Raw genomic sequence first — 20,564 nt, forward strand, 5'->3', positions numbered from 1 at the left:
TGGTCGAGATCGTACTTTGTCTGTAGCACCGGAGGGGCAACGATTGAAACGTTCAGAGCCTACGTTCAGAGTCAGTCAACGCCTGATTGATCTTTAAAGCCCTGCGGGCTTTTCGCCTTATATCCCCCGCCCGCATTGGGCGAGGGTTTACGGCGTTTTTCGCTAAAATGCGTGATGTTGGAGGAATTGAGACTTATCGTGCGCTACCTGATAAAAAACAACGTTTATTAGGGCCTTGGTGTTTTCTCGATCATCTAGGTCCTACTATTTTTAATGATACTATCGATAAATTGGCTATTTCTCCCCATCCTCATATTGGCTTGCAAACCTTTACTTGGATGCTAGAAGGGGAAATTTTACATCGCGATAGCCTAGGTTTTCAGCAAGTTATTCGACCTCAACAAGTTAATTTAATGACAGCAGGCCACGGTATTAGCCATTCAGAAGACAGTCATGGTGATGAAAAAAAAGTTCATTTGGCACAATTGTGGATAGTGTTACCAAATGACAAAAGAAATATGCCACCACGCTTTGATCACTATCCTGATTTACCCAAATGGCAAGCCGATGGCGCTGATTTCACGTTATTAATCGGTGGCTATCAAAGCCACACCTCTCCAGTGTTATGTTTATTGCCCATGATTGGTATGGATATTATGGCAAAACATGCCACTCGTATTTCCTTGTCATTACACGCTAAATATGAATATGGGCTTTTTGTCTTAACTGGAGAAATGGTAATAGAAGGGGAAACCTTTGCTGCGAATGAACTTGCTTATATTGGGATACAACACGCTGAATCATTAACAATTGAATTTAGTGATAATACCCAAATTCTCTTTTTAGGTGGTGAACCTTTAAATGAAAAAATTTTGATGTGGTGGAATTTTATTGGTCGTAGCAAAGAAGAAATGCAACAAGCAATTACCGATTGGAATGCAGGCAGTGAAAGGTTTGGCAAAGTGGTTAATGATGAAAGAACACCGCTGGTATCGCCTGTTATGCCTTAAATTATATTTTATAAATCAAGTAGCAATATGATGTAGTTAAACTTAGCTGAGTTATCTAAAGATAATTCAGCTATTTTTTTGTGTTTTACTTTTTTGATATCCCATTATTGTGATGACAAAAATTGTTGTTTAAAACTCGCCACTTACTGTCAACGTCATAATTGTCGACACGTCATTTTTGGTTTTTCTTTTCTTTTTTAACCTAATGATTTTTATAATAAATAAATTAGAGCCTTTCTTGGCATGAAATATGCTTCATCTAAAGAAAAATTGACGACAGTAATGCTGTTAAACGTTTTTCTCGGAGGATGTGGCGAATGAATCGCTTTGTAATTGCAGAGCCACAACGATGCATAGGGTGTAATACCTGTATGGCAGCTTGTTCGGAAGTTCATCAAGCTGTGGGGTTACAGGCGCATCCGCGTCTTACAGTGGTAAAAGTGGAGGATCAGACAGCACCGATGCTTTGTCGGCACTGTGAGGATGCTCCTTGTGCTCGCGTGTGCCCAGTCAATGCCATCACTCATGAAGATAATATGATCTTTCTTAATGAGAGCCTGTGTATTGGCTGTAAGTTGTGTGGTCTGGTTTGTCCTTTTGGTGCAATTACACCATCAGGCAGTAAACCCGTTAACTTACCGGCTGTTTTTGAACACTTTGTACCTGAAGATATGTTGGCTGATGTGCCAGCAAGCCTTCCAACAACCAACCCATTTCTTGCATGGAATGTGGGTATCCGCGCAATCGCAGTGAAATGTGATTTATGTGCTTTCTCTGATGAAGGTCCTGCTTGTGTCAATGTATGTCCAACCGATGCATTGCATTTAGTTGAAGAAGACAAACTTGAAGAGCAGATGAAAACGCGTCGCTTAGACTCTGTGATGGAACCCATTACGAGCCTCGACGATTTATCTACTTTGACACAGGAGCGGAAGTAATATGGAACCTCTTCAGTTACTGCTGTGGTCAGTCATCCTGTATGTTGTTGGTGGCGTTATTGCACTGTTTTTAAAAAAACAGGAAGGATTGGCTATCCTTATTTCAGGGATCAGCGCAATCATTGGTGGTGTCTTAGGTATTCTAAGTGCATTACCGGTTATTTTTGGTGGTGAAATAGCGACTTTTACCGCCGCAGGGCCTTTCGATTTTGCTGCCTTTGTGGTGCGCATGGATATGTTAGGCGCCTTTATGGTGTTCGTCATTTCATTACTAGTCAGCGTGTGTGCGCTTTATTCTCTTGCTTATGTGCAAGAATATAAAGGTCGTGGCGCTTGGAGCATGGGATTCTTTATGAATCTGTTTATTGCTTCTATGGTTGGCTTAGTAGTGATGGATAATGCGTTCTACTTTATTATCCTGTTCGAAATGATGTCACTGGCTTCTTGGTTCTTAGTGATTGCTGACCAAGATGATGAATCTATTCATGCTGGTTTACTTTACTTCTTTATTGCGCACGCCGGCTCCGTGTTAATCATGATTGCCTTCTTCTTGATGTGGCGTGAAAGTGGAAGTCTTGATTTTGATTCATTCCGTCAACTCTCTCTTTCTCCAGCAATGGCTTCTGTGGTGTTTTTACTGGGCTTCTTTGGCTTTGGTGCCAAAGCCGGTATGTTGCCATTACACAGTTGGTTGCCGAAAGCTCACCCCGCAGCACCTTCACATGCATCGGCATTAATGTCAGGTGTGATGGTTAAAATTGGTATCTTCGGGATAATCAAAGTCGGTATCGATTTATTGGGTGCCACTGAAATGTGGTGGGGAATTGTTGTCCTCGCATTCGGTGCAGTTTCTTCTGTATTGGGTGTTATGTACGCATTAGCAGAGCACGATTTAAAACGTTTACTGGCATGGCATACCGTTGAAAATATCGGCATCATTTTAATGGGTGTTGGTGTTGGTATGGTAGGAATGGCAACAGACCATCCTGTTATTGCGGCACTTGGCCTATTAGGTGCTTTATATCACTTATTGAACCATGCGGTATTCAAAGGATTATTATTCCTCGGTGCTGGCGCCATTATTAATCAAATTCATACCCGTGATATGGATAAGATGGGTGGGTTAGCCAAACTGATGCCTTATACTGCAACAGCGTTCTTAATTGGTTGTATGGCGATTTCAGCGTTACCACCATTAAATGGTTTTGTTAGTGAATGGTATACCTATCAATCTCTATTCACGATGAGTTACGAAGGTAACTTCGTGATGCGTTTAAGTGGTCCTATTGCCATTATTATGCTGGCAATTACAGGGGCATTAGCGGCAATGTGTTTCGTGAAAGTGTATGGTGTTAGCTTCTGTGGCGGACCTCGTAGTGAGCAAGCAACAAAAGCAAAAGAAGTACCATTACCAATGACGATTGCGATGGGGTTATTAGCGCTTTTCTGTGTTGTGTTAGGTGTCGGTGCCGCTTTTGTTGCACCCATCATTGCCAATATCGCAATGTCTCTTAGCGAAACCAGCGCATTAACTGTAGCTCAAGGCTCAATGCTTGTTCCAGATGCTGCATCGCAAGCTATGTTCTCTCCAGCATTAACATTTGTTTTATTAATTGCTTTACCTCTCATCCCATTCCTGATTTACCTCGGTTTAAAAGGCAATCAACCTGCATTTCGTCGTAAAGGTAATCCTTGGGCGTGTGGTTATGTATGGGAAAAAGACATGGCAGTGTCAGCAGGGGGCTTTACTCAAGCATTACGTAGCATGTTTGCACCACTTTATCGTATGCGTAAACAACTTGATCCATCTCCATTGCTGTCTCGTGGTTTTAATAAAACACAGCTCGGTGCTGAAAAGGTCGAACCATTCTGGGATGAACGCATTATTTATCCTCTGGTTCGTGGTATCCAACGTTTTGCAAAACGTATCCAATGTCTACAAGGCGGGGATTTCAGACTCTATTGTCTATACGTTGTCGCAGCGCTGGTCATCTTGCTTTTAGTCATCGCAGCGTAAGGAGAGGGACTTATGACTTTCCAAGAAGCACCTACGTTAATGATGGGAATATTCGCACTAATACAAGCACTCTTTTTGCTGGCGATAACCCCATTATGTACAGGTATTTCGCGCACAATTCGTGCCAAGATGCATTCGCGTCAGGGCCCCGGAATTTTGCAAGATTATCGAGATATCTTTAAGTTATTTAAACGTCAATCTGTGGCGCCTGAGCAATCTGGTGTGATCTTCCAAGTGATGCCTTATGTGTTACTGGGAAGTATGCTGGTGGTTGCTATGGCACTGCCTGTCTTTACGGCAACGTCACTGTTTGCTGGGGCAGCCGATCTTATTGCACTGATTTATCTGTTTGCACTTTATCGTTTCTTCTTCTCTTTATCTGGACTGGATTCAGGAAGCCCATTTGCAGGTATTGGTGCTAGCCGTGAATTAACCTTGGGTGTATTAGTTGAGCCTATTTTAGTGTTATCACTGATTGTGGTGGCTTTAATTGTAGGTTCAACCAACGTCGGCACTATTAGTGCAACGCTTGCTCAAGGGTGGGTATCACCAACGGCCACACTGTTAGCCTTATTCGCTTGTGCTTTTGCTGCATTTATCGAAATGGGCAAAATGCCATTCGACGTTGCGGAAGCGGAGCAAGAGTTACAAGAAGGACCATTAACTGAGTATTCAGGCTCTGGTTTTGCCATGGTGAAACTAGGTCTTGGTTTAAAACAAGTGGTCGTGGCTGAACTGTTCTTAGCCATATTTATTCCTTTCGGTAAAGCAACAGAATTTACCTTTATTGCACTTGTTATTGCGTTAGTTTTAATGGCAGTGAAATTGTTAGTGGTGTTTGTATTAGCGTCATTGGTTGAAAACAGTTTAGCGCGTGGTCGCTTCTTACTGACTCACCATGTGACATGGTTAGGATTCGGTGTTGCGGCACTGGCTCTTGTTTTCTATTTAACCGGTCTATAAGGAGCGATGATTACAATGGAAAATATAGCTCTTGCGACCTTACTCATCCCATTTGCGGGGGCGTTGATTACGTCCTTAATGCCAAATCGGATGGCGAAGTGGTTATGTACACTGTTCGCTTTATTAGCCACATTAGGAACGGTTTTTTTAGGTTGGCAGTTCCTCGCTGAAGGTAAAGTCGATACCACAATTACGCTAGTACAATATGGTGATGTTGCGCTCTTTGGTTTTACCATTGATCGTGTCAGTACCTTGATTGCTTTCGCTGTTGTGTTCTTAGGATTGTTGGTGAGTTTTTACTCTACCGGCTATCTGACCAATGGCAACCGTGAGCATCCTCATGATGGCACTCGTCGCTATTATGCTTTCTTGCTGATTTTTATTGGTGCAATGGCGGGTTTAGTCCTTTCATCGACTATTTTAGGTCAACTCTTGTTTTTCGAGATCACAGGGGGATGTTCTTGGGGATTAATTGGCTACTATCAATCTGAAAAATCGCTTCGCTCAGCAATGAAAGCGTTGTTGATCACTCACGTTGCTTCGATCGGTCTTTATCTCGCAGCTGCAACCTTGTTTGTGAGTACCGGAACGTTTGAATTAACCGCAATTGCAACCTTAGATGAGCCAACTAAACTGATTGTGTTTGGTGGGATCCTCTTTGCTGCTTGGGGTAAATCAGCTCAATTACCACTACAAGCTTGGCTACCTGATGCGATGGAAGCTCCAACACCTGTGAGTGCTTACTTACATGCTGCATCAATGGTAAAAGTCGGTGTTTATATCTTTGCACGTGCGATTATGTCAGCAGATGGTGATGTCCCTCATCTTATTGGTTGGGTGGGTATTACTATGGCGGTTATCACGTTGATTTATGGCTTTATGATGTATCTGCCACAAAAAGATATGAAACGCCTGTTAGCATGGTCAACCATCACTCAGCTCTCTTATATCTTCCTTGCATTATCTATTTCTATCTTTGGACCGCGAGAAGCGTTTGAAGGTGGTATTGCTTACATCTTTAACCATGCCTTTGCTAAAAGCTTGTTCTTCTTAGTCGCGGGGGCACTGAGTTATAGCTGTGGTACTCGTATGTTGCCTCGCTTAAAAGGGTTAATTAATAAATATCCATTATTGGGTGTGGGTTTCTGTGTTGCTGCGCTGGCAATCGCAGGCGTTCCACCAATGAATGGTTTCTTTAGTAAATTCCCAATTTTTGCCGCAGGTTTTGAACTGTCGAGCGTTTTCTGGGTGATGACACCAATTATGGTGCTAGTACTTATTGAGTCTGTTGCTAGCTTCACTTGGTTTATCTATTGGTTTGGTCGAGTTGTTCCTGGCAAACCAAGTACAGAAGTTGCAGAAGGACAACCTGTTCCTATGGCAATGCAAATTGTGATTGGAATACTGATTGTTATGTCCTTTGCATCCAGTGTTATCGCAGTCACTTGGCTAGGATAAGGGAGATAAATCATGACTGGAGCACTTATTGTAAACAATTTGGCGGGGTTAATGATGATCACCTCGCTACTGGTAATTGGCGCTAAAAAGCCAATTGCTTCATGTTGGTTCTATGCATTGCAATCTTTTGTTTTAGTGATGATTTTCGTCACTTTAGCCAATACATTGGATGCACACCAACTGACACTTTGGGCGATCACCGCCTTCTTCACTAAAGTTTTGCTTGTACCACTTATTTTAGGATTTGCATTCCGTAAGTTATCCGATCCTAGTGCGAATATCAGTGTTATTAGCCCTGCACTGTTGATGTTGTTGGCTGCTGTTATCGTTATTTTAAGTTGGTTTGTGGTTGAGCCAATTCAGATACCAATGGTCGTTGATTTGAAACCTGCACTCGCAGTTTCTCTGGGACACTTTATGTTGGGTCTGCTTTGCATCGTGACTCAGCGAAATATCCTAAAACAAGCTTTTGGTTACTGTTTAATGGAAAACGGCTCTCACTTAACACTGGCACTATTAGCGTGGAGAGCGCCCGAACTGGTCGAAATCGGTATCGCCACTGACGCCATCTTTGCCGTGATCGTTATGGCAGTGTTGGCTCGTAAGATTTACCGCACGCTCAACACACTGAACGTGGATCAACTGACCGCGCTGAAGGGGTGAGGAGATGAACCAAACAACCATGTTAACAATTTTAATGTTTGCACCGTTGGTATTTTCAATACTGGCGTTTCTAAGTCCGTTATTAAAAGCGGGTGCGCGTCCTATTGTGACGGGTATTCATGCTATTGGTATCACCGTATTGTTAATCGCTGCATTGGGGACGGTGGCAGATGTCATGTCTCATGGCGAAATATTGGTAGCTGCTAATTGGGTTCATGTGGATAGCCTAGGCGCATTATTTCTCGCCATCTTAGGTATTATCGGCTTTTTAACTGGGCTTTATTCTATTGGCTATATGAATCACGAAGTGGATGAGGGTGAAATCTCAGTGCGTACTTTGTGTAACTACTATGGTTTCTTCCATCTGTTTTTATTCACCATGTTATTAGCCATTACGAGTAATAACTTGATCTTAATGTGGGCAGCCATTGAAGCGACAACGCTAAGTTCTGCATTCTTAGTGGGAATTTATGGTCAACGTTCTTCTCTGGAGGCTGCGTGGAAGTACATCATCATTTGTAGTGTGGGTGTGGCGTTTGGTCTTTTCGGTACTATTTTGGTTTATGCCAACGCAGCAAGCTTTATGCCTGATCCAGATCAGGCTATCTTCTGGACTGAAGTGTTGAAATATACAGACCAGTTAGACCCAACACTGATGCATTTAGCTTTTGTCTTTATTTTAATCGGTTTCGGTACCAAAACGGGTTTATTCCCAATGCACGCATGGTTACCCGATGCACACAGTGAAGCACCAAGTCCAGTCAGTGCGCTGTTATCAGCAGTTTTACTGAATTGTGCGCTGTTAATCATCATTCGTTACTACATCATTATTGATGCGGCTATTGGTACTGAATTTACACGTAACTTACTGTTAATCTTTGGTTTACTCTCTGTAGCTATCGCGGCGTTCTTTATTCTTATTCAGCGCGATATGAAACGTCTTTTAGCGTATTCCAGTGTGGAAAACATGGGATTAATTGCCGTCGCATTAGGAATTGGTGGACCAATTGGTATTTTGGCTGCTTTATTCCACACCTTAAACCACAGTTTAGCGAAAGCACTGTTGTTCTGTGGCTCAGGTAACGTGTTATTGAAATACGGTACTCGTGATTTAAATGTCGTGAAAGGTATGTTTAAAGTGATGCCATTAAGTGCTGCGCTGTTTGCGGGTGGTGCTTTAGCGTTAGGTGGTATGCCTCCTTTCAACGTCTTTATCAGTGAATTTATGATTGTTGTGGCAGGCTTGGCTTCTCAGCACATTGGCTTAACTATCCTATTATTATTGTTATTGACTGTAGTATTAGGTGGTCTGGTTCGTATGGTGGCTAAAACTGTCTTTGGTCCAAAACCTGATGTTGTTGCTAAAGGTGAACTGGGAATTTTTACCACATTACCAATGGTCATTCTGATTGCACTTATGCTGTTAATGGGAACTCATATTCCTAAGCCTGTCAGTGAGTTGTTAGAAAATGCCGCTAATATCGTGATGAATATTGATAAAAGTGAGTCACCTACTTATACATGGCCAACGGCTTTAATCAGCAATCCATCCACATCGGTTCAGGAGATGTAACGTGAGCTACCAAAATTATGTCAGTAGAAAAGAGGGAAAAGAACTGGGCGGAGATTACGTTGCCAAAGTTCGTGAAAAGTTTCCATCAGCCGTTCTTGATGAAGAGCGACAAACCGCTGATCAATTGACGATAACAGTAAAAACGGAATCACTTCCTGAAGTGGTGGAGTACCTGTATTACGGCTTAGGCGGTTGGTTACCCGTTTTATTCGGTAACGATGAACGCAGTTTAAACGGGGACTATGCGGTTTATTACGCATTATCAATGGAAGAGGGTGAAAAATGCTGGGTTGTTGTAAAGGCCCATGTTAGCCCAATTACTTTAGAGTTTCCGTCAGTGACTCCGCGTGTACCCGCTGCAGTGTGGGGGGAACGTGAAATCCGTGATATGTATGGTCTTATCCCAGTTGGTTTACCTGATGAACGCCGTTTAGTGCTTCCAGATGACTGGCCTGAAGAGATGTATCCACTGCGTAAAGATGCGATGGATTATCGTCAACGCCCAGCTCCAACAACTGAAGTTGAAACTTATCCTTTTGTGAATGAAGGTAAGCAAGATGCGCGTGTTGTGCCAATTGGCCCTATGCACATTACCTCTGATGAACCGGGACACTTCCGCTTATTTGTAGACGGTGAAAATATTGTCGATGCGGATTACCGTATGTTCTATGTTCACCGTGGTATGGAAAAACTGGCTGAAACGCGAATGGGTTACAACGAAGTCACCTTCTTATCAGACCGTGTGTGTGGTATCTGTGGCTTTACTCATAGCGTGGCGTATGTGACTTCTGTTGAAAATGCATTAGGCATTGAAGTACCTCGTCGTGCGCATACGATTCGTTCTATCTTATTAGAAGTTGAACGTCTTCATAGTCATTTATTAAACATTGGTTTAGCTAGCCATTTCACCGGTTTTGATACTGGCTTTATGCAATTTTTCCGTATTCGTGAAAAATCAATGCAAATTGCAGAAATGCTCACGGGTGCGCGTAAAACGTATGGCTTGAACTTAATTGGGGGGATACGTCGCGATATTTTAAAAGATCAGCGTCTGAAGACTATCCAACTTGTTAGAGAAATGCGCAAAGAAGTCACTGAATTAGTCGATATACTTTTATCAGCACCTAATATGGAACAACGTACTGTCGGTGTTGGTATCTTAGATAAGAAAGTGGCTCGTGATTTTAGTCCAGTAGGCCCAATGATAAGAGCAAGTGGTTTTAAACGTGACGTGCGTTTTGACCACCCATTTGCGGATTATGGCAATCTTCCATTGACACTCTTTAGTTATGAAGGGGGTGACGTATTCTCCCGTGTGATGGTACGTATTAAAGAAGTTTTAGATTCAATGGCAATGATTGAATACGCTTTAGATAACTTGCCAGAAGGTCCATTATTAACGGAAGGTTTTACTTATCAGCCTTATAAATTTGCACTTGGTTTTACAGAAGCACCACGTGGTGAAGATGTTCACTGGAGTATGTTGGGTGATAACCAAAAATTATTCCGCTGGCGTTGCCGTGCTGCAACTTATGCTAATTGGCCTGTATTACGCTATATGTTGCAAGGTAATACCGTCTCAGATGCGCCGTTAATTATCGGTAGCCTTGACCCTTGTTATTCCTGTACTGACAGGGTAACGCTCGTCGATGTGAAAAAACGTAAATCTAAAACAGTTTCTTACAAAGAAATTGAACGTTACAGCATCGAACGTAAAAATTCGCCGCTCAAGTGAGGGAATGAACGATGTTAAAATTGTTTAAAACCATAATCAAAACAGGCGAAGCAACGACCAAATATCCGTTTAAGCCCTTGGATTTACCTGATGGTTTCAGAGGAAAGCCTGAATATGATGCCGAGCAATGCATTGTCTGTGGTGCTTGCACTGCAGCATGTCCTGCGAATGCGTTAACGATGGAAACGAATTTGGAAACAGGTGAGCGTCATTGGCAATTATTTATTGGTCGCTGTATCTATTGCGGTCGTTGTGAAGAAGTTTGCCCAACAAGAGCAATTGTTTTATCCGACATGTTCGAAACAGCAGTGACTAAAAAGTCCGATCTTTATATTAAAGGGACTTTTAAATTATTGAATTGCCGTGAATGCCATCAACCATTTACGCCGAGAAAATCAGTTGAATATGCGATGGAGCTATTAGTGCAATCAGGTTGGGATGAGCAAACCGTAGAAGCGATGCGCCCACAATTTGAAACTTGCCCAGAATGTAAGCGTAAACATAACTTGTTATCTGATGGTCGTGAAAATATTAGTGTGGGCGAAATTGGGAGTACAATAAAATGAGTCTACCAGAAATTCCCATTAATCATCATGTTAGCCAACCTATCACTCTTGATGATCAGGTTAAAAAGCTAAAACAGACATTGTTGAAAGATATTCAGCGTTCAGCTTATGTTTATCGTGTTGACTGTGGTGGTTGTAATGGTTGTGAGATTGAAATTTTCTCCGCAATTACACCGGTTTTTGATGCTGAACGTTTCGGTATTAAAGTGGTAGCCTCGCCTCGTCACGCTGATATTTTGTTATTCACTGGCGCGGTCACGCGCCAGATGCGCGTTCCTGCATTACGTGCTTATGAATCAGCGCCCGATCCAAAAATCTGTATCTCTTATGGCGCTTGTGGCTGTGGTGGCGGTATTTTCCACGATCTCTATTGTGTCTGGGGAGGGAGTGAATCTATCGTTCCTATTGATGTGTGGATCCCTGGTTGTCCACCGACACCTGCGGCAACGATTTATGGATTTGCTGTTGCACTGGGTTTGTTAGACCAAAAATTAAAAGGCGAATCGCATATTGAAGTAGAGAATGAAAAAGCATCTCTCATCCTGCCTTCTATTCCTTTAGATGCTCGAGTGATGATTGAGCGTGAGGCTCGTCGTCTTGCTGGTTATTATCAGGGAAGACAAATAAGTGATCATTTTCTCACCTTATTAGAAGGTGCCACTATTCAAGAAGTTAGTGGACGTGTTGATGAATGGCTACGACAAGCTAATGACCCTCGTTTATCTGAGATTGTAAAACGTCTAGTTTATTCATTAAGCCAAGGGGGCATCTATGCCTGATGACGCTAAAGTTTACTTTTGGTCATTAAGACAAAAGTTTGTTGATAGCGATGATGATATTCCTGAGCAAGCGCAACAAGTGATGTACTATTCGCTCGCGATTGGTCATCACGTAGGTATGATTGATTGTCTAAAAACAGAGTTAGTCTGTCCTTTAGAAAAATATAAAGCATGGATTGATTTATTACCTGAAGGTGAAGCCAAACGTAAAATGCAAGGATTACTGACATTTGGTGAAATCAATATTAACTCAGAGCATACCCACTTATTAGCGTTAGCATTTGATCCGATTATTAAAAATGACGATCCTCTTTTTAGTGAGTGGAGCCAAACGCTGATTAAATTACTGGGTGAAATCCATGCAGAACCTGCTATTTATTTGATTGTAAAGAGAAAACCATGAGTAAAGCAATGACAGCACCTAAAGTGGTATTAACGGTCGGCAACAGCATGATGGGCGACGATGGTGCTGGCCCTCTGCTGGCTGAGTTAATGGAAGCAAATCCTATTGATGGATGGATTGTTATCAATGGGGGAAGTGCACCTGAAAATGTCTCTTATCAAGTAAGAGCATTACAACCTCAATGTGTTGTCATTGTTGATGCTGCAGATATTGGTTTAAAACCCGGTGAGATTAGGGTAATAGATCCTGACTATATAGCGGAAATGTTTATTATGAGCACTCATAATATGCCGCTGAATTTTCTTATCGATCAATTAAAAGATGATATTCCAGATATTACATTCTTAGGGATCCAACCCGATCTCGTTGGTTTTTATTATCCAATGACTGAAGCGGTAAAGAATGCCGTTGATGAAGTGTATCAAGGGCTCAAGTCTTGGCGAGTTGATTACTTTCCAGAACTTGAAGTCTGCGATGAAGATGAAGAAGAGATTGAAGAATAAAAGTATAACAAAACAAGTATCCTCAAATTATTGATATAAATAAAGACTAAAACATCCGCTTAGCGGATGTTTTTCGTTAATGAGTGATATAAGTGTCATTAATTATAAAAAAAGTGTTTTTTTGTAACTTATATTACGCATTGATGAGTTGAGCGTCTGCTAATAACATTTATTCTTCACGCTAACCTTAATTTTTCCTTTAGTTATTTCTTTTAAAAAACAAACCACCTTAACCCTTTCTTCATAAGAGATAAAAAGAAGTTAATTATACTTAACCTTGTTAAATATCAATTTCACCTTTAATTAGTTAAAAATTAATTTTTCATTAAGAATGAATTAAGACTGATTTATTATTTTATTACTCTTTTTTTAATTTTTAAAACTAACTATTTAGAGGGAAACGTCTTTTCTTAGCTAAGAATATAAAGGTTGGTTATGTTTTCTTCTCTACCTCAACTGAGTATTGTGGTCGCCATTTATAATGGTGAAATGTTTTTATCTCAGTTTTTCAATAGTTTAAAATCTATTAAATTGAATAATTGGGAGCTTATTTTAGTTAATGATGGTTCTAGAGATAACTCACTTAAAATATTACAAGAATGGAAAGAAAGATTTCCTCAAGTCACTATTATTGATCAGGAAAATCAAGGCGTTTCTGTTGCCCGTAATGTCGGATTTAATGTTTCGAAAGGGCAATATATTGTTTTTCCAGATATTGATGATGTAATTCATCCTAATATGTATGATAGAATGATTAATATAGCTAAAAATGATAATTTAGATATTTTAACTTGTAATGGTAATTATGTTTACGCGGACGGAAGACCTTCACGCCCTATTTTTCCTTCAAATAGATTACGTTCTACGGGGGTTTTAACTGGGCCACAGTGGTTAGAAATGGCATTAAATTCTAAAAAATTCTTACATGTGACTTGGTTAAATATTTATCGACGTGAATTTCTGCTTACTCATGGTTATTATTTTGAGCCAGGTTTGCATCATCAAGATATTCCGTGGACAACAGAAGCATTATTAACCGCTAAACGTGTTAAATATATCGATGAGCGTTACTACGATTACTTTATTCACTCTGGTTCTGTTTCTCATGCAACGCCTAATGACACTATTCATGTTAGAACAATTCATAATTACATGAAAATATTAGAAATGCTTGATGCAATTAATCAAAAATATAAAGATGTGACTCAAAATATCAATGCATGTTATTGGCAAATCGCAAAAGAAGGTTTGGGAATTATCCATTCAATTGATTCTATTCAGTCTATTGAGGTTAAAAAACAGATAGTTAAAGAGTTTTTTGATAGAGGAATATGGTCACTAATTTGGAAAAATGCGAAAAATTTTAGATTACGTTGGCGTTTAGGACGACGCTATTTTAAATTAAAAAGAATATTAAATTCATAAATACAAGAAGGGCGCAATAATGTGCCTTTTTTATTTTTAATGCATATTAAATAAAATGAAATAATCTAATTTCGTTAAAAAGCCATTTTATTTCGTTTTGCGCTCACTAATAAATGCAATGATAAATATATAACTTATTTATTAGAAAAATACTGTGCACTTGCTAGAAGTTTGCCATAATGAGTATGACTGCTTAATAAAAGTTTATGTAAAATCAATAAACTGTCGAATATTATTCGAGTAGTTGAATAAAAAACTTTATTATGATGCCACTGTTTTATTCTTTATCTGCAATAATTGCAGGGCATTATCATCATTGTTATTTATCTTGTTTCAGCCTCTTTATCTTATTCAGATAGAGACTGGTGATAAGTCGTATCTAAAAAATCGGAGAATGTTTTATGTCTATTCGGTTTGGTTGGCGTCAATCATTGGTCACGTTAACTTGCTTAGCCGCGTTAAGTGTTCCTTTTGCAACATCTGCTCAAACGTTGAAATTGGCTATTGGTGAAGAGCCAACAGAAGGCTTCGACCCCATGTTGGGCTGGAGCCATGGCAGTTACTTACTTCTTCATAGCCCATTGTTAAAGCAAAATGCGGATCTCTCTTGGTATAGCAATATGTTAAGTGACTATCAGCCAAGTGAAGATGGTAAGACATGGAAATTAACGTTAAAGCCAGATTTAAAATTCTCTGATGGCTTACCGCTTACAGCAAAAGATATTGTATTTACCTATAACAATGCAGCTGCAAGTGGCGGTAAAGTTGATATGGGTAACTTCCTTTCTGCAAAAGCGGATGATGACTTACATGTCACTATTACATTAAAAGCACCGCAAAGTACTTTTGTGAACGTACTGGGCTCTTTAGGCATCGTTTCTGCTGATAAGTATGATGAAAAAACTTACGCACAAAAGCCAATTGGTGCAGGCCCTTATCGCATGGTCAGTTTCCAACCCGGTCAGCAATTAATTGTTGAAGCTAACCCTTATTATGCGGGCAAGAAAAACGATTTTGAAAAACTCATATTTGTTTTCCTTGATGAAGATGCCGCTTTTGCTGCTGCTCAAAGTGGACAGTTAGGCATTGTGCGTATTCCACCAGCAACGGCTGCAATCGCTAAGAATTTACCCAATACCAAATTGTGGGAAAGAGCAAGTGTTGAAAACCGCGGTATTGTTTTTCCAATGGTAAAATCAGGTGAGAAAAATGCCCAAGGTTATGATATCGGTAATGATATCACTGCAGATATCGCTATTCGTAAAGCCATTAACTACGCACTTGACCGTAAATTATTATCAGAGCAAGTACTTGATGGTTACGCGGTTCCTGCATATACCGGCGTAAAAGGTTTGCCTTGGGATCAAACGGATGCTGTTTTCAAAGATGGGGACATTGAAAAAGCGAAGCAAATTCTTGAAGATGCAGGCTGGAAACTGAATAAAAGCGGTATTCGTGAAAAAGACGGTTTAGAAGCGAAACTTACTTTATGGTATACCAGTGGTGATGCAACTCGTCGCGATTTAGCCGAATCAATTCGTGCGCTAGTGCAACCTCTCGGTATTCAAATGGATCTTAAATCAGGAAGTTGGGATACAGTAGAACGCTATATGCATTCAAATCCAACTTTATTTGGTTGGGGTAGCCTAGATCCTATGGAGCTATATCATCATTACAGTGCTAATGCTGCGGGTGTTGGTTATTATAATCCGGGTTATTACAAAAATCCTGAAGTCGAAAAGCATCTACAAGCCGCACTTGATGCCCATACATGGCAAGAAGCGGTTCCTCATTGGAAAGCTGTTGAGTGGGATGGCAAAAACGGTGTCGGTGTAAAAGGTGACGCGGCTTGGGCTTGGCTGATGAATGTGCAACACACTTACCTGACTAACCCTTGTGTTGATTTGGGGACAGGAACACCGGAAATCCATGGTTCATGGTCATTATTAAATAGTGTAGATACTTGGAAGTGGACTTGTCAGTAATACGTCAAAGTGTAGGTTTTTTCCTGCGATTACTCTGCCTGCTGTTGGTGACAACAGCAGGTGTTTTTATTTTATTAAGTTTTTCACCGATCGATCCTATTAAGGCGTATATCGGTAGTGATTTATTGAATGTTCCTCCTGAGCAATACCCTTTAATTGCGGCTCGTTGGGGAATTGACCAACCTTTATGGATGCGATTTTGGCTTTGGTTTAGTCAAATTATTCAGGGGGATTTTGGCTATTCTATGTTGTATAACATGCCTGTTATTGATGTTATTCGTGAACGGGCTGGGCCTTCATTTATCTTGCTCTTTTCAGCGTGGATGTTTTCTGGCGTTATTGGTGTTGTGATGGGATTAGTCGCGGGTAGATATCTTAACCGCTGGCCAGATAGAATTATCTCTACTTTATCTTATCTATTAGCTGCATTACCGACATTCTGGGTGGGATTACTTCTGCTATCTCTGTTTTCTGTCACCTTACATTGGGCGCCAATTTGTTGTGCGTGGCCGATGGGAAGTAGTGCTGAAACAGCAACCTTAAGCCAGCGTTTCTCTCATCTTATCTTACCTATGATTGCTCTTGGATTATTAGGCACTGGGAATATCGCACTGCATACTCGCGCGAAAGTTGCCGAAGTGATGGGCAGTGAATTTATCCATTTTGCTAAGGCACAAGGCGATAAAGGTTGGGCTATGATGCTATTTCATGTTCTACGTCATGCCATTACGCCTGCACTTTGCTTACAGTTTGCATCAATTGGTGAATTACTTGGTGGCTCTCTTTTGGCTGAAAAAGTATTTGCTTATCCGGGGTTAGGGCAGGCAACCGTTGATGCTGGATTACGAGGAGACATTCCTCTGTTAATGGGTATTGTTGTCTTTAGTACTATTTTGATTTTTTTTGGTAATAGTATCTCTAATTTACTATTGCGACGTATTAATAAAGGAATTTTGCGAGACTCATGATTTACGATCCGAACAAGCCTTTGTTGCGACTTCTATTAGTAGCCCTCGCATTAATTGGGTTAGTGGCGTATGGATTTTCTGTCTCTCATACGGATATCGCAATGGATTTTCTGGCTAGGAATCAAGCCCCATCAGATCAATATTGGTTTGGGACTGATAACTTAGGTCGTTCCTTATGGTTACGTTGTTTCCAAGGTATGTTAAGTAGTTTAAATATTGGTGTGACGAGTGCGGTTGTGAGTGGTGTTATCGCTTTAATTTTTGCCGGTATTTCCTCAATTAATCGTTATTGTGATTTTCTAGTAAGAGGCGTTGTTGATGCGCTCTTAGCCTTACCTCATTTATTACTGCTGATTTTAATTTGTTTTACATTAGGTGGTGGGCAACAAGGTGTTATTTGGGCTGTGGCATTAACACATTGGCCTAAATTGGCTTTAATTTTGCGAGGTGAAATTCAACGTATTAGAGAAGCTGATTATGTGATGTTATCGCGTCGTATTGGTAATACGCCTTTTGAATGTGTAAAAAAACACTATATCCCAATGTTATTACCTCAGTGGATCGTGGGAACTTTATTAATGTTTCCTCATGCAGTATTGCATAGCGCAGCGTTAAGTTTTCTCGGTTTTGGTCAGGCCGCTCATGAACCTTCACTCGGCTTATTACTGGCCGATGCGCTACGTTATTTAAGTACAGGCTCTTGGTGGATGGTAGTATTTCCAGGATTAATTTTGATGTGCTTAGTCTTGATCTTCGATCAATTTGCTAAAGCAATGCAACAATTATGGCTAAGAGGGGCAGGATGTTAAGTTTTGAACAACTTTCCATTGATATTGCACAATTTCGTTGGTTAGGAAAACGAAATTGGCAGCCGTTGCTAAAATCAATCTCGTTAGAGATTAAACCTGGAAAAATGTTGGCATTAGTGGGGAGCAGTGGTGAAGGTAAAAGCCTGTTATTACAAAGTGCGCTAGGACTTTTGCCCGCCAATATGCGAGTTCGTGGTGCGATTAAATTGAATGGGCATACACTAAGTGAACGGGAACTTATTGCTTATCGTGGGAATACTTTCTGTTATATTCCTCAAGGTGTCAGCGCTCTTAATCCGTTAATCTGTATCGGTGATCAATTAAGTCGCTCTGCGCGTTTAAGTGGTGCTGATGTCACCTCTGATGATATTGTGCAACAGTTAGGGCTTTATCATCTTTCAGGTTCATTGGTAAAAACCTATCCAGCCAAATTGTCTGGTGGAATGGCAAAACGCGTATTAGCCTGTAATGCAACACTCTCTAATGCACAATATATTTTAGCTGATGAAATTACTTCGTGGCTTGATGATGAACACGCATGTTTGTTATTAGGTCATTTAAGAGAGTTATGTAATCAAGGTAAATCAGTGCTTTGGGTTACACATGATTTAGCCTTGGCTGCACGGTTTGCGGATACGATAGCGGTGCTTAATCAGGGTGAGGTTAACGAAATTATTCCTGCTAATGTGCTTAATCGTCATGAAGGTAGTGAGTGGCTGAAGACACTTTGGAATGCATTGCCTGAACAACAATTTATCAATACAAAAGAAGTCTCACTTAATTCATTATAATAGTGTGTTGTTAAGTTTTATTTTTATACATTTCATTGGTTATTTCTGGAGTTATCTTTATGCCTCTTTTAGAGTTAAAACAATTATCTGTGGAACAAGCAGGTAAGATGTTATGGCAAGATCTCTCCTTTTCATTAGAGGCGGGAGAGCGACTCGGTATTTCAGCACCAAGTGGTGCAGGGAAAACGACATTAGGTCGTGTTTTAGCGCAATGGCAAACGCCCACTCAAGGTTCAATTCTTGTTAATGACAGTCCATTGTCTAAAAAGGGCTATTGCCCGATCCAATTAGTTCCTCAACATCCTGATAAATGTTTTAATCCATTTCGAACAACCGGTGATAGCGTTCGTGATGCTTGGTCGCCAGATAAAAACTGGCTTGAAAAACTCAGGATCAAACCAGAATGGTTAACGCGTAGACCTAATGAATTATCCGGTGGAGAGCTTGCGCGCATTGCATTATTGCGCGCATTAGATCCTCGTACTCAGATATTGATTGCCGATGAAGTGACGGCACAGTTAGACGCACAAATTCAAGCCGATATTTGGCAAGTGTTAATTGATGAAAGTCAGAAACGTCCTTTAAGCTTGATTATCTTTAGCCACAATAAAGCGCTTCTTGAGAAGGTTTCGACTAAAGTGTGGTGGGTAGATAAAGAAAAAAATACATCTATTATTTCAACTTTGAATTCTTCAATCGATTAATAAAAAGAGCTTCCTATATTTTTATAGGAAGCCAAATAATACAGCTAAAATTAACCTCAAATATAACAATAAGGAATTAGAAGCGATAAGTGTAGCTTACGCCAAACTGCATATCGTGATTGCGATAAGGGGTCATTTCCCAATCTGCTGATGTATTAATGGAAGATTGTTTATCTAATTGATAAGTCAATCCTACTTTAGCAAATGGACGTTGCTTTAACTGTTTTTTATTTTCTGAATAATCAATGTGTTGCTGACCTAAATAATCAATATGGCTACGGAAATCACCTTGATGGTGTGATAAATTCCACAGTAAGCCTGCTTTAGTATTCAATATGAAAGATGAACCTAATAAGTAGTCCATACCTAATCCCATTTTGGCCAACAGTGAGTGCGTTTTAAGGGCATCGTAATGTGCTGCAAAATTGGCATTTTGAGTTTCACTATAAGCTGAACGTGAAATTTGATTAAAAGTTAGCCCTGCAAACGGTGTTAGTAATAAATCATCTGCTATTGAATAAGGGTAATAGCCTTTTAATTCAATGTGATAAGCAGAAATTTTTGCATTACCTTTACCTGCCTCAGTATTTTCTAATGCTTGTCTTTCGATGGATATTTTACGATTTAAGTAAGCACCTTTTAATGACAGATGTAATGCATTGCTCTTTAATTCAGGATTGAGTGATGGTATTAAATCTAGACTAAAACCAATTAACGGTAATGCGTAACCTTGATATTGATAGCCTTTAGGTAATGAGGAATAGACATCGGTATCAATGGCAAGCCCTACAATTAATGGGATATGGTTGACATCAAAACGATAGGCACCACTTAACCCAGTTTGGGTTGCATTAGCTTTATTGACGTTTTGATAGTGTGCAAAACCACTAATACAGGCTTTTTCAGTGCCCACAGAACATGTAGCAGAAGCTAAATAACGCAGTTGCCCTTGCTGCATATCCATAAACTTATAGCCGTTTTCAGCCATTAGTTGCATTGATTTATAGGTGTTTTCAATGTCAATAGGTTTGCTGATAACGATCGATGGTTTTGTTGTCTCTTTCTCTTTTGCCTTTTCTTTAGCACGTTGTGCTCGTTCATCTTCTACAGGGATAAGTTCTTTAGTTTTAGCATCCGTTTTGGCTTTTTCTTCGGCAAGGCGTTGTTGTTCTCTGGCTTCGTTAGCCAAACGTTGCTTCTCTTCGGCTTCTTCGGCAAGGCGTTGTTGTTTTTTGGCTTCGTCAGCCAAACGTTGCTTCTCTTCGGCTTCTTCG

20 protein-coding genes are annotated in these 20,564 nt (G+C 40.3%); 19 read left to right on the forward strand and 1 reads right to left on the reverse strand.

Going from position 1 to position 20,564, the window contains the following annotated elements; all coding sequences use genetic code 11:
• The 19 genes from QSH13_RS17415 to QSH13_RS17505 all read left to right on the forward strand — a co-directional run.
• Positions 1-90, forward strand: a 90-nt coding sequence (locus tag QSH13_RS17415; RefSeq protein WP_261191188.1) for a transposase, incomplete at its 5' end; no start/stop codon positions are given.
• Positions 91-167: 77 nt separating this feature from the next.
• A complete protein-coding gene (locus tag QSH13_RS17420; RefSeq protein ID WP_286039406.1) occupies positions 168-1,010 on the forward strand; it encodes a pirin family protein in 843 nt (280 codons plus the stop codon).
• 317 nt (positions 1,011-1,327) lie between these two features.
• On the forward strand, positions 1,328-1,948 hold the full coding sequence (locus QSH13_RS17425; RefSeq protein ID WP_109398238.1) for a 4Fe-4S dicluster domain-containing protein: 621 nt from the start codon (positions 1,328-1,330) through the stop codon (positions 1,946-1,948).
• Position 1,949: 1 nt separating this feature from the next.
• Positions 1,950-3,965: a hydrogenase 4 subunit B gene (gene hyfB, locus QSH13_RS17430; protein ID WP_109407196.1), complete on the forward strand. Its 2,016-nt coding sequence runs from the start codon at positions 1,950-1,952 to the stop codon at positions 3,963-3,965.
• 12 nt (positions 3,966-3,977) lie between these two features.
• Positions 3,978-4,928, forward strand: a complete 951-nt coding sequence (locus QSH13_RS17435; protein ID WP_109398236.1) for a respiratory chain complex I subunit 1 family protein — start codon at positions 3,978-3,980, stop codon at positions 4,926-4,928.
• Between the two features lie 6 nt (positions 4,929-4,934).
• Complete coding sequence (locus QSH13_RS17440; RefSeq protein WP_109398235.1) at positions 4,935-6,386, forward strand: hydrogenase 4 subunit D; 1,452 nt, start codon at positions 4,935-4,937, stop codon at positions 6,384-6,386.
• Between the two features lie 12 nt (positions 6,387-6,398).
• Complete coding sequence (hyfE, locus tag QSH13_RS17445; protein WP_036934333.1) at positions 6,399-7,049, forward strand: hydrogenase 4 membrane subunit; 651 nt, start codon at positions 6,399-6,401, stop codon at positions 7,047-7,049.
• 4 nt (positions 7,050-7,053) lie between these two features.
• The gene (locus QSH13_RS17450) at positions 7,054-8,622 is read left to right on the forward strand and encodes a hydrogenase 4 subunit F (RefSeq protein ID WP_286039405.1); all 1,569 of its coding nucleotides are present in this window, start codon (positions 7,054-7,056) and stop codon (positions 8,620-8,622) included.
• A 1-nt stretch (position 8,623) separates the two neighbouring features.
• On the forward strand, positions 8,624-10,357 hold the full coding sequence (locus tag QSH13_RS17455) for a hydrogenase large subunit (protein WP_109398233.1): 1,734 nt from the start codon (positions 8,624-8,626) through the stop codon (positions 10,355-10,357).
• Between the two features lie 11 nt (positions 10,358-10,368).
• Positions 10,369-10,923, forward strand: a complete 555-nt coding sequence (gene hyfH / locus QSH13_RS17460) for a hydrogenase 4 subunit H (RefSeq protein WP_109398232.1) — start codon at positions 10,369-10,371, stop codon at positions 10,921-10,923.
• On the forward strand, positions 10,920-11,702 hold the full coding sequence (locus QSH13_RS17465; protein ID WP_072064386.1) for an NADH-quinone oxidoreductase subunit B family protein: 783 nt from the start codon (positions 10,920-10,922) through the stop codon (positions 11,700-11,702). The genes hyfH and QSH13_RS17465 overlap by 4 nt, the downstream gene beginning before the upstream one ends.
• The gene (locus QSH13_RS17470) at positions 11,695-12,105 is read left to right on the forward strand and encodes a formate hydrogenlyase maturation HycH family protein (protein ID WP_109398231.1); all 411 of its coding nucleotides are present in this window, start codon (positions 11,695-11,697) and stop codon (positions 12,103-12,105) included. The genes QSH13_RS17465 and QSH13_RS17470 overlap by 8 nt, the downstream gene beginning before the upstream one ends.
• Positions 12,102-12,608, forward strand: a complete 507-nt coding sequence (hycI, locus tag QSH13_RS17475; protein ID WP_109398230.1) for a hydrogenase maturation peptidase HycI — start codon at positions 12,102-12,104, stop codon at positions 12,606-12,608. The genes QSH13_RS17470 and hycI overlap by 4 nt, the downstream gene beginning before the upstream one ends.
• Before the next feature lie 435 nt (positions 12,609-13,043).
• Positions 13,044-14,033, forward strand: coding sequence for a glycosyltransferase (locus tag QSH13_RS17480; protein ID WP_196544456.1), 990 nt, complete (start codon positions 13,044-13,046; stop codon positions 14,031-14,033).
• Between the two features lie 401 nt (positions 14,034-14,434).
• Entirely contained in the window at positions 14,435-16,018 is a 1,584-nt protein-coding gene (locus QSH13_RS17485; protein ID WP_109398228.1) for an ABC transporter substrate-binding protein, read from the forward strand.
• The gene (locus QSH13_RS17490) at positions 16,003-16,986 is read left to right on the forward strand and encodes an ABC transporter permease (protein ID WP_109398227.1); all 984 of its coding nucleotides are present in this window, start codon (positions 16,003-16,005) and stop codon (positions 16,984-16,986) included. Before QSH13_RS17485 ends, QSH13_RS17490 begins: the two co-directional genes overlap by 16 nt.
• On the forward strand, positions 16,983-17,795 hold the full coding sequence (locus QSH13_RS17495) for an ABC transporter permease (RefSeq protein WP_109398226.1): 813 nt from the start codon (positions 16,983-16,985) through the stop codon (positions 17,793-17,795). Before QSH13_RS17490 ends, QSH13_RS17495 begins: the two co-directional genes overlap by 4 nt.
• The gene (locus QSH13_RS17500; RefSeq protein WP_109398225.1) at positions 17,789-18,586 is read left to right on the forward strand and encodes an ATP-binding cassette domain-containing protein; all 798 of its coding nucleotides are present in this window, start codon (positions 17,789-17,791) and stop codon (positions 18,584-18,586) included. The genes QSH13_RS17495 and QSH13_RS17500 overlap by 7 nt, the downstream gene beginning before the upstream one ends.
• Positions 18,587-18,645: 59 nt before the next feature.
• Positions 18,646-19,290, forward strand: a complete 645-nt coding sequence (locus tag QSH13_RS17505) for an ATP-binding cassette domain-containing protein (RefSeq protein WP_109398224.1) — start codon at positions 18,646-18,648, stop codon at positions 19,288-19,290.
• A 76-nt stretch (positions 19,291-19,366) separates the two neighbouring features.
• Here QSH13_RS17505 and QSH13_RS17510 read toward each other — a convergent pair.
• On the reverse strand, positions 19,367-20,564 hold a 1,198-nt coding region (locus QSH13_RS17510), incomplete at its 5' end, for an autotransporter domain-containing protein (RefSeq protein ID WP_286039404.1).

The sequence above is a fragment of the Proteus faecis genome, from assembly GCF_030286765.1.
Lineage (GTDB): Bacteria > Pseudomonadota > Gammaproteobacteria > Enterobacterales > Enterobacteriaceae > Proteus > Proteus faecis.

Excerpts from the sequence above, each read along its gene's own strand:
- QSH13_RS17505 (WP_109398224.1), top strand. The coding sequence starts at position 18,646 with ATGCCTCTTTTAGAGTTAAAACAATTATCTGTGGAACAAGCAGGTAAG.
- hyfH (WP_109398232.1), top strand. The coding sequence starts at position 10,369 with ATGTTAAAATTGTTTAAAACCATAATCAAAACAGGCGAAGCAACGACC.
- QSH13_RS17435 (WP_109398236.1), top strand. The coding sequence starts at position 3,978 with ATGACTTTCCAAGAAGCACCTACGTTAATGATGGGAATATTCGCACTA.
- hycI (WP_109398230.1), top strand. The coding sequence starts at position 12,102 with ATGAGTAAAGCAATGACAGCACCTAAAGTGGTATTAACGGTCGGCAAC.
- QSH13_RS17500 (WP_109398225.1), top strand. The coding sequence starts at position 17,789 with ATGTTAAGTTTTGAACAACTTTCCATTGATATTGCACAATTTCGTTGG.
- QSH13_RS17420 (WP_286039406.1), top strand. The coding sequence starts at position 168 with ATGCGTGATGTTGGAGGAATTGAGACTTATCGTGCGCTACCTGATAAA.
- QSH13_RS17440 (WP_109398235.1), top strand. The coding sequence starts at position 4,935 with ATGATTACAATGGAAAATATAGCTCTTGCGACCTTACTCATCCCATTT.
- QSH13_RS17450 (WP_286039405.1), top strand. The coding sequence starts at position 7,054 with ATGAACCAAACAACCATGTTAACAATTTTAATGTTTGCACCGTTGGTA.
- QSH13_RS17425 (WP_109398238.1), top strand. The coding sequence starts at position 1,328 with ATGAATCGCTTTGTAATTGCAGAGCCACAACGATGCATAGGGTGTAAT.
- QSH13_RS17480 (WP_196544456.1), top strand. The coding sequence starts at position 13,044 with ATGTTTTCTTCTCTACCTCAACTGAGTATTGTGGTCGCCATTTATAAT.
- QSH13_RS17470 (WP_109398231.1), top strand. The coding sequence starts at position 11,695 with ATGCCTGATGACGCTAAAGTTTACTTTTGGTCATTAAGACAAAAGTTT.
- QSH13_RS17495 (WP_109398226.1), top strand. The coding sequence starts at position 16,983 with ATGATTTACGATCCGAACAAGCCTTTGTTGCGACTTCTATTAGTAGCC.
- QSH13_RS17485 (WP_109398228.1), top strand. The coding sequence starts at position 14,435 with ATGTCTATTCGGTTTGGTTGGCGTCAATCATTGGTCACGTTAACTTGC.
- QSH13_RS17465 (WP_072064386.1), top strand. The coding sequence starts at position 10,920 with ATGAGTCTACCAGAAATTCCCATTAATCATCATGTTAGCCAACCTATC.
- hyfB (WP_109407196.1), top strand. The coding sequence starts at position 1,950 with ATGGAACCTCTTCAGTTACTGCTGTGGTCAGTCATCCTGTATGTTGTT.
- hyfE (WP_036934333.1), top strand. The coding sequence starts at position 6,399 with ATGACTGGAGCACTTATTGTAAACAATTTGGCGGGGTTAATGATGATC.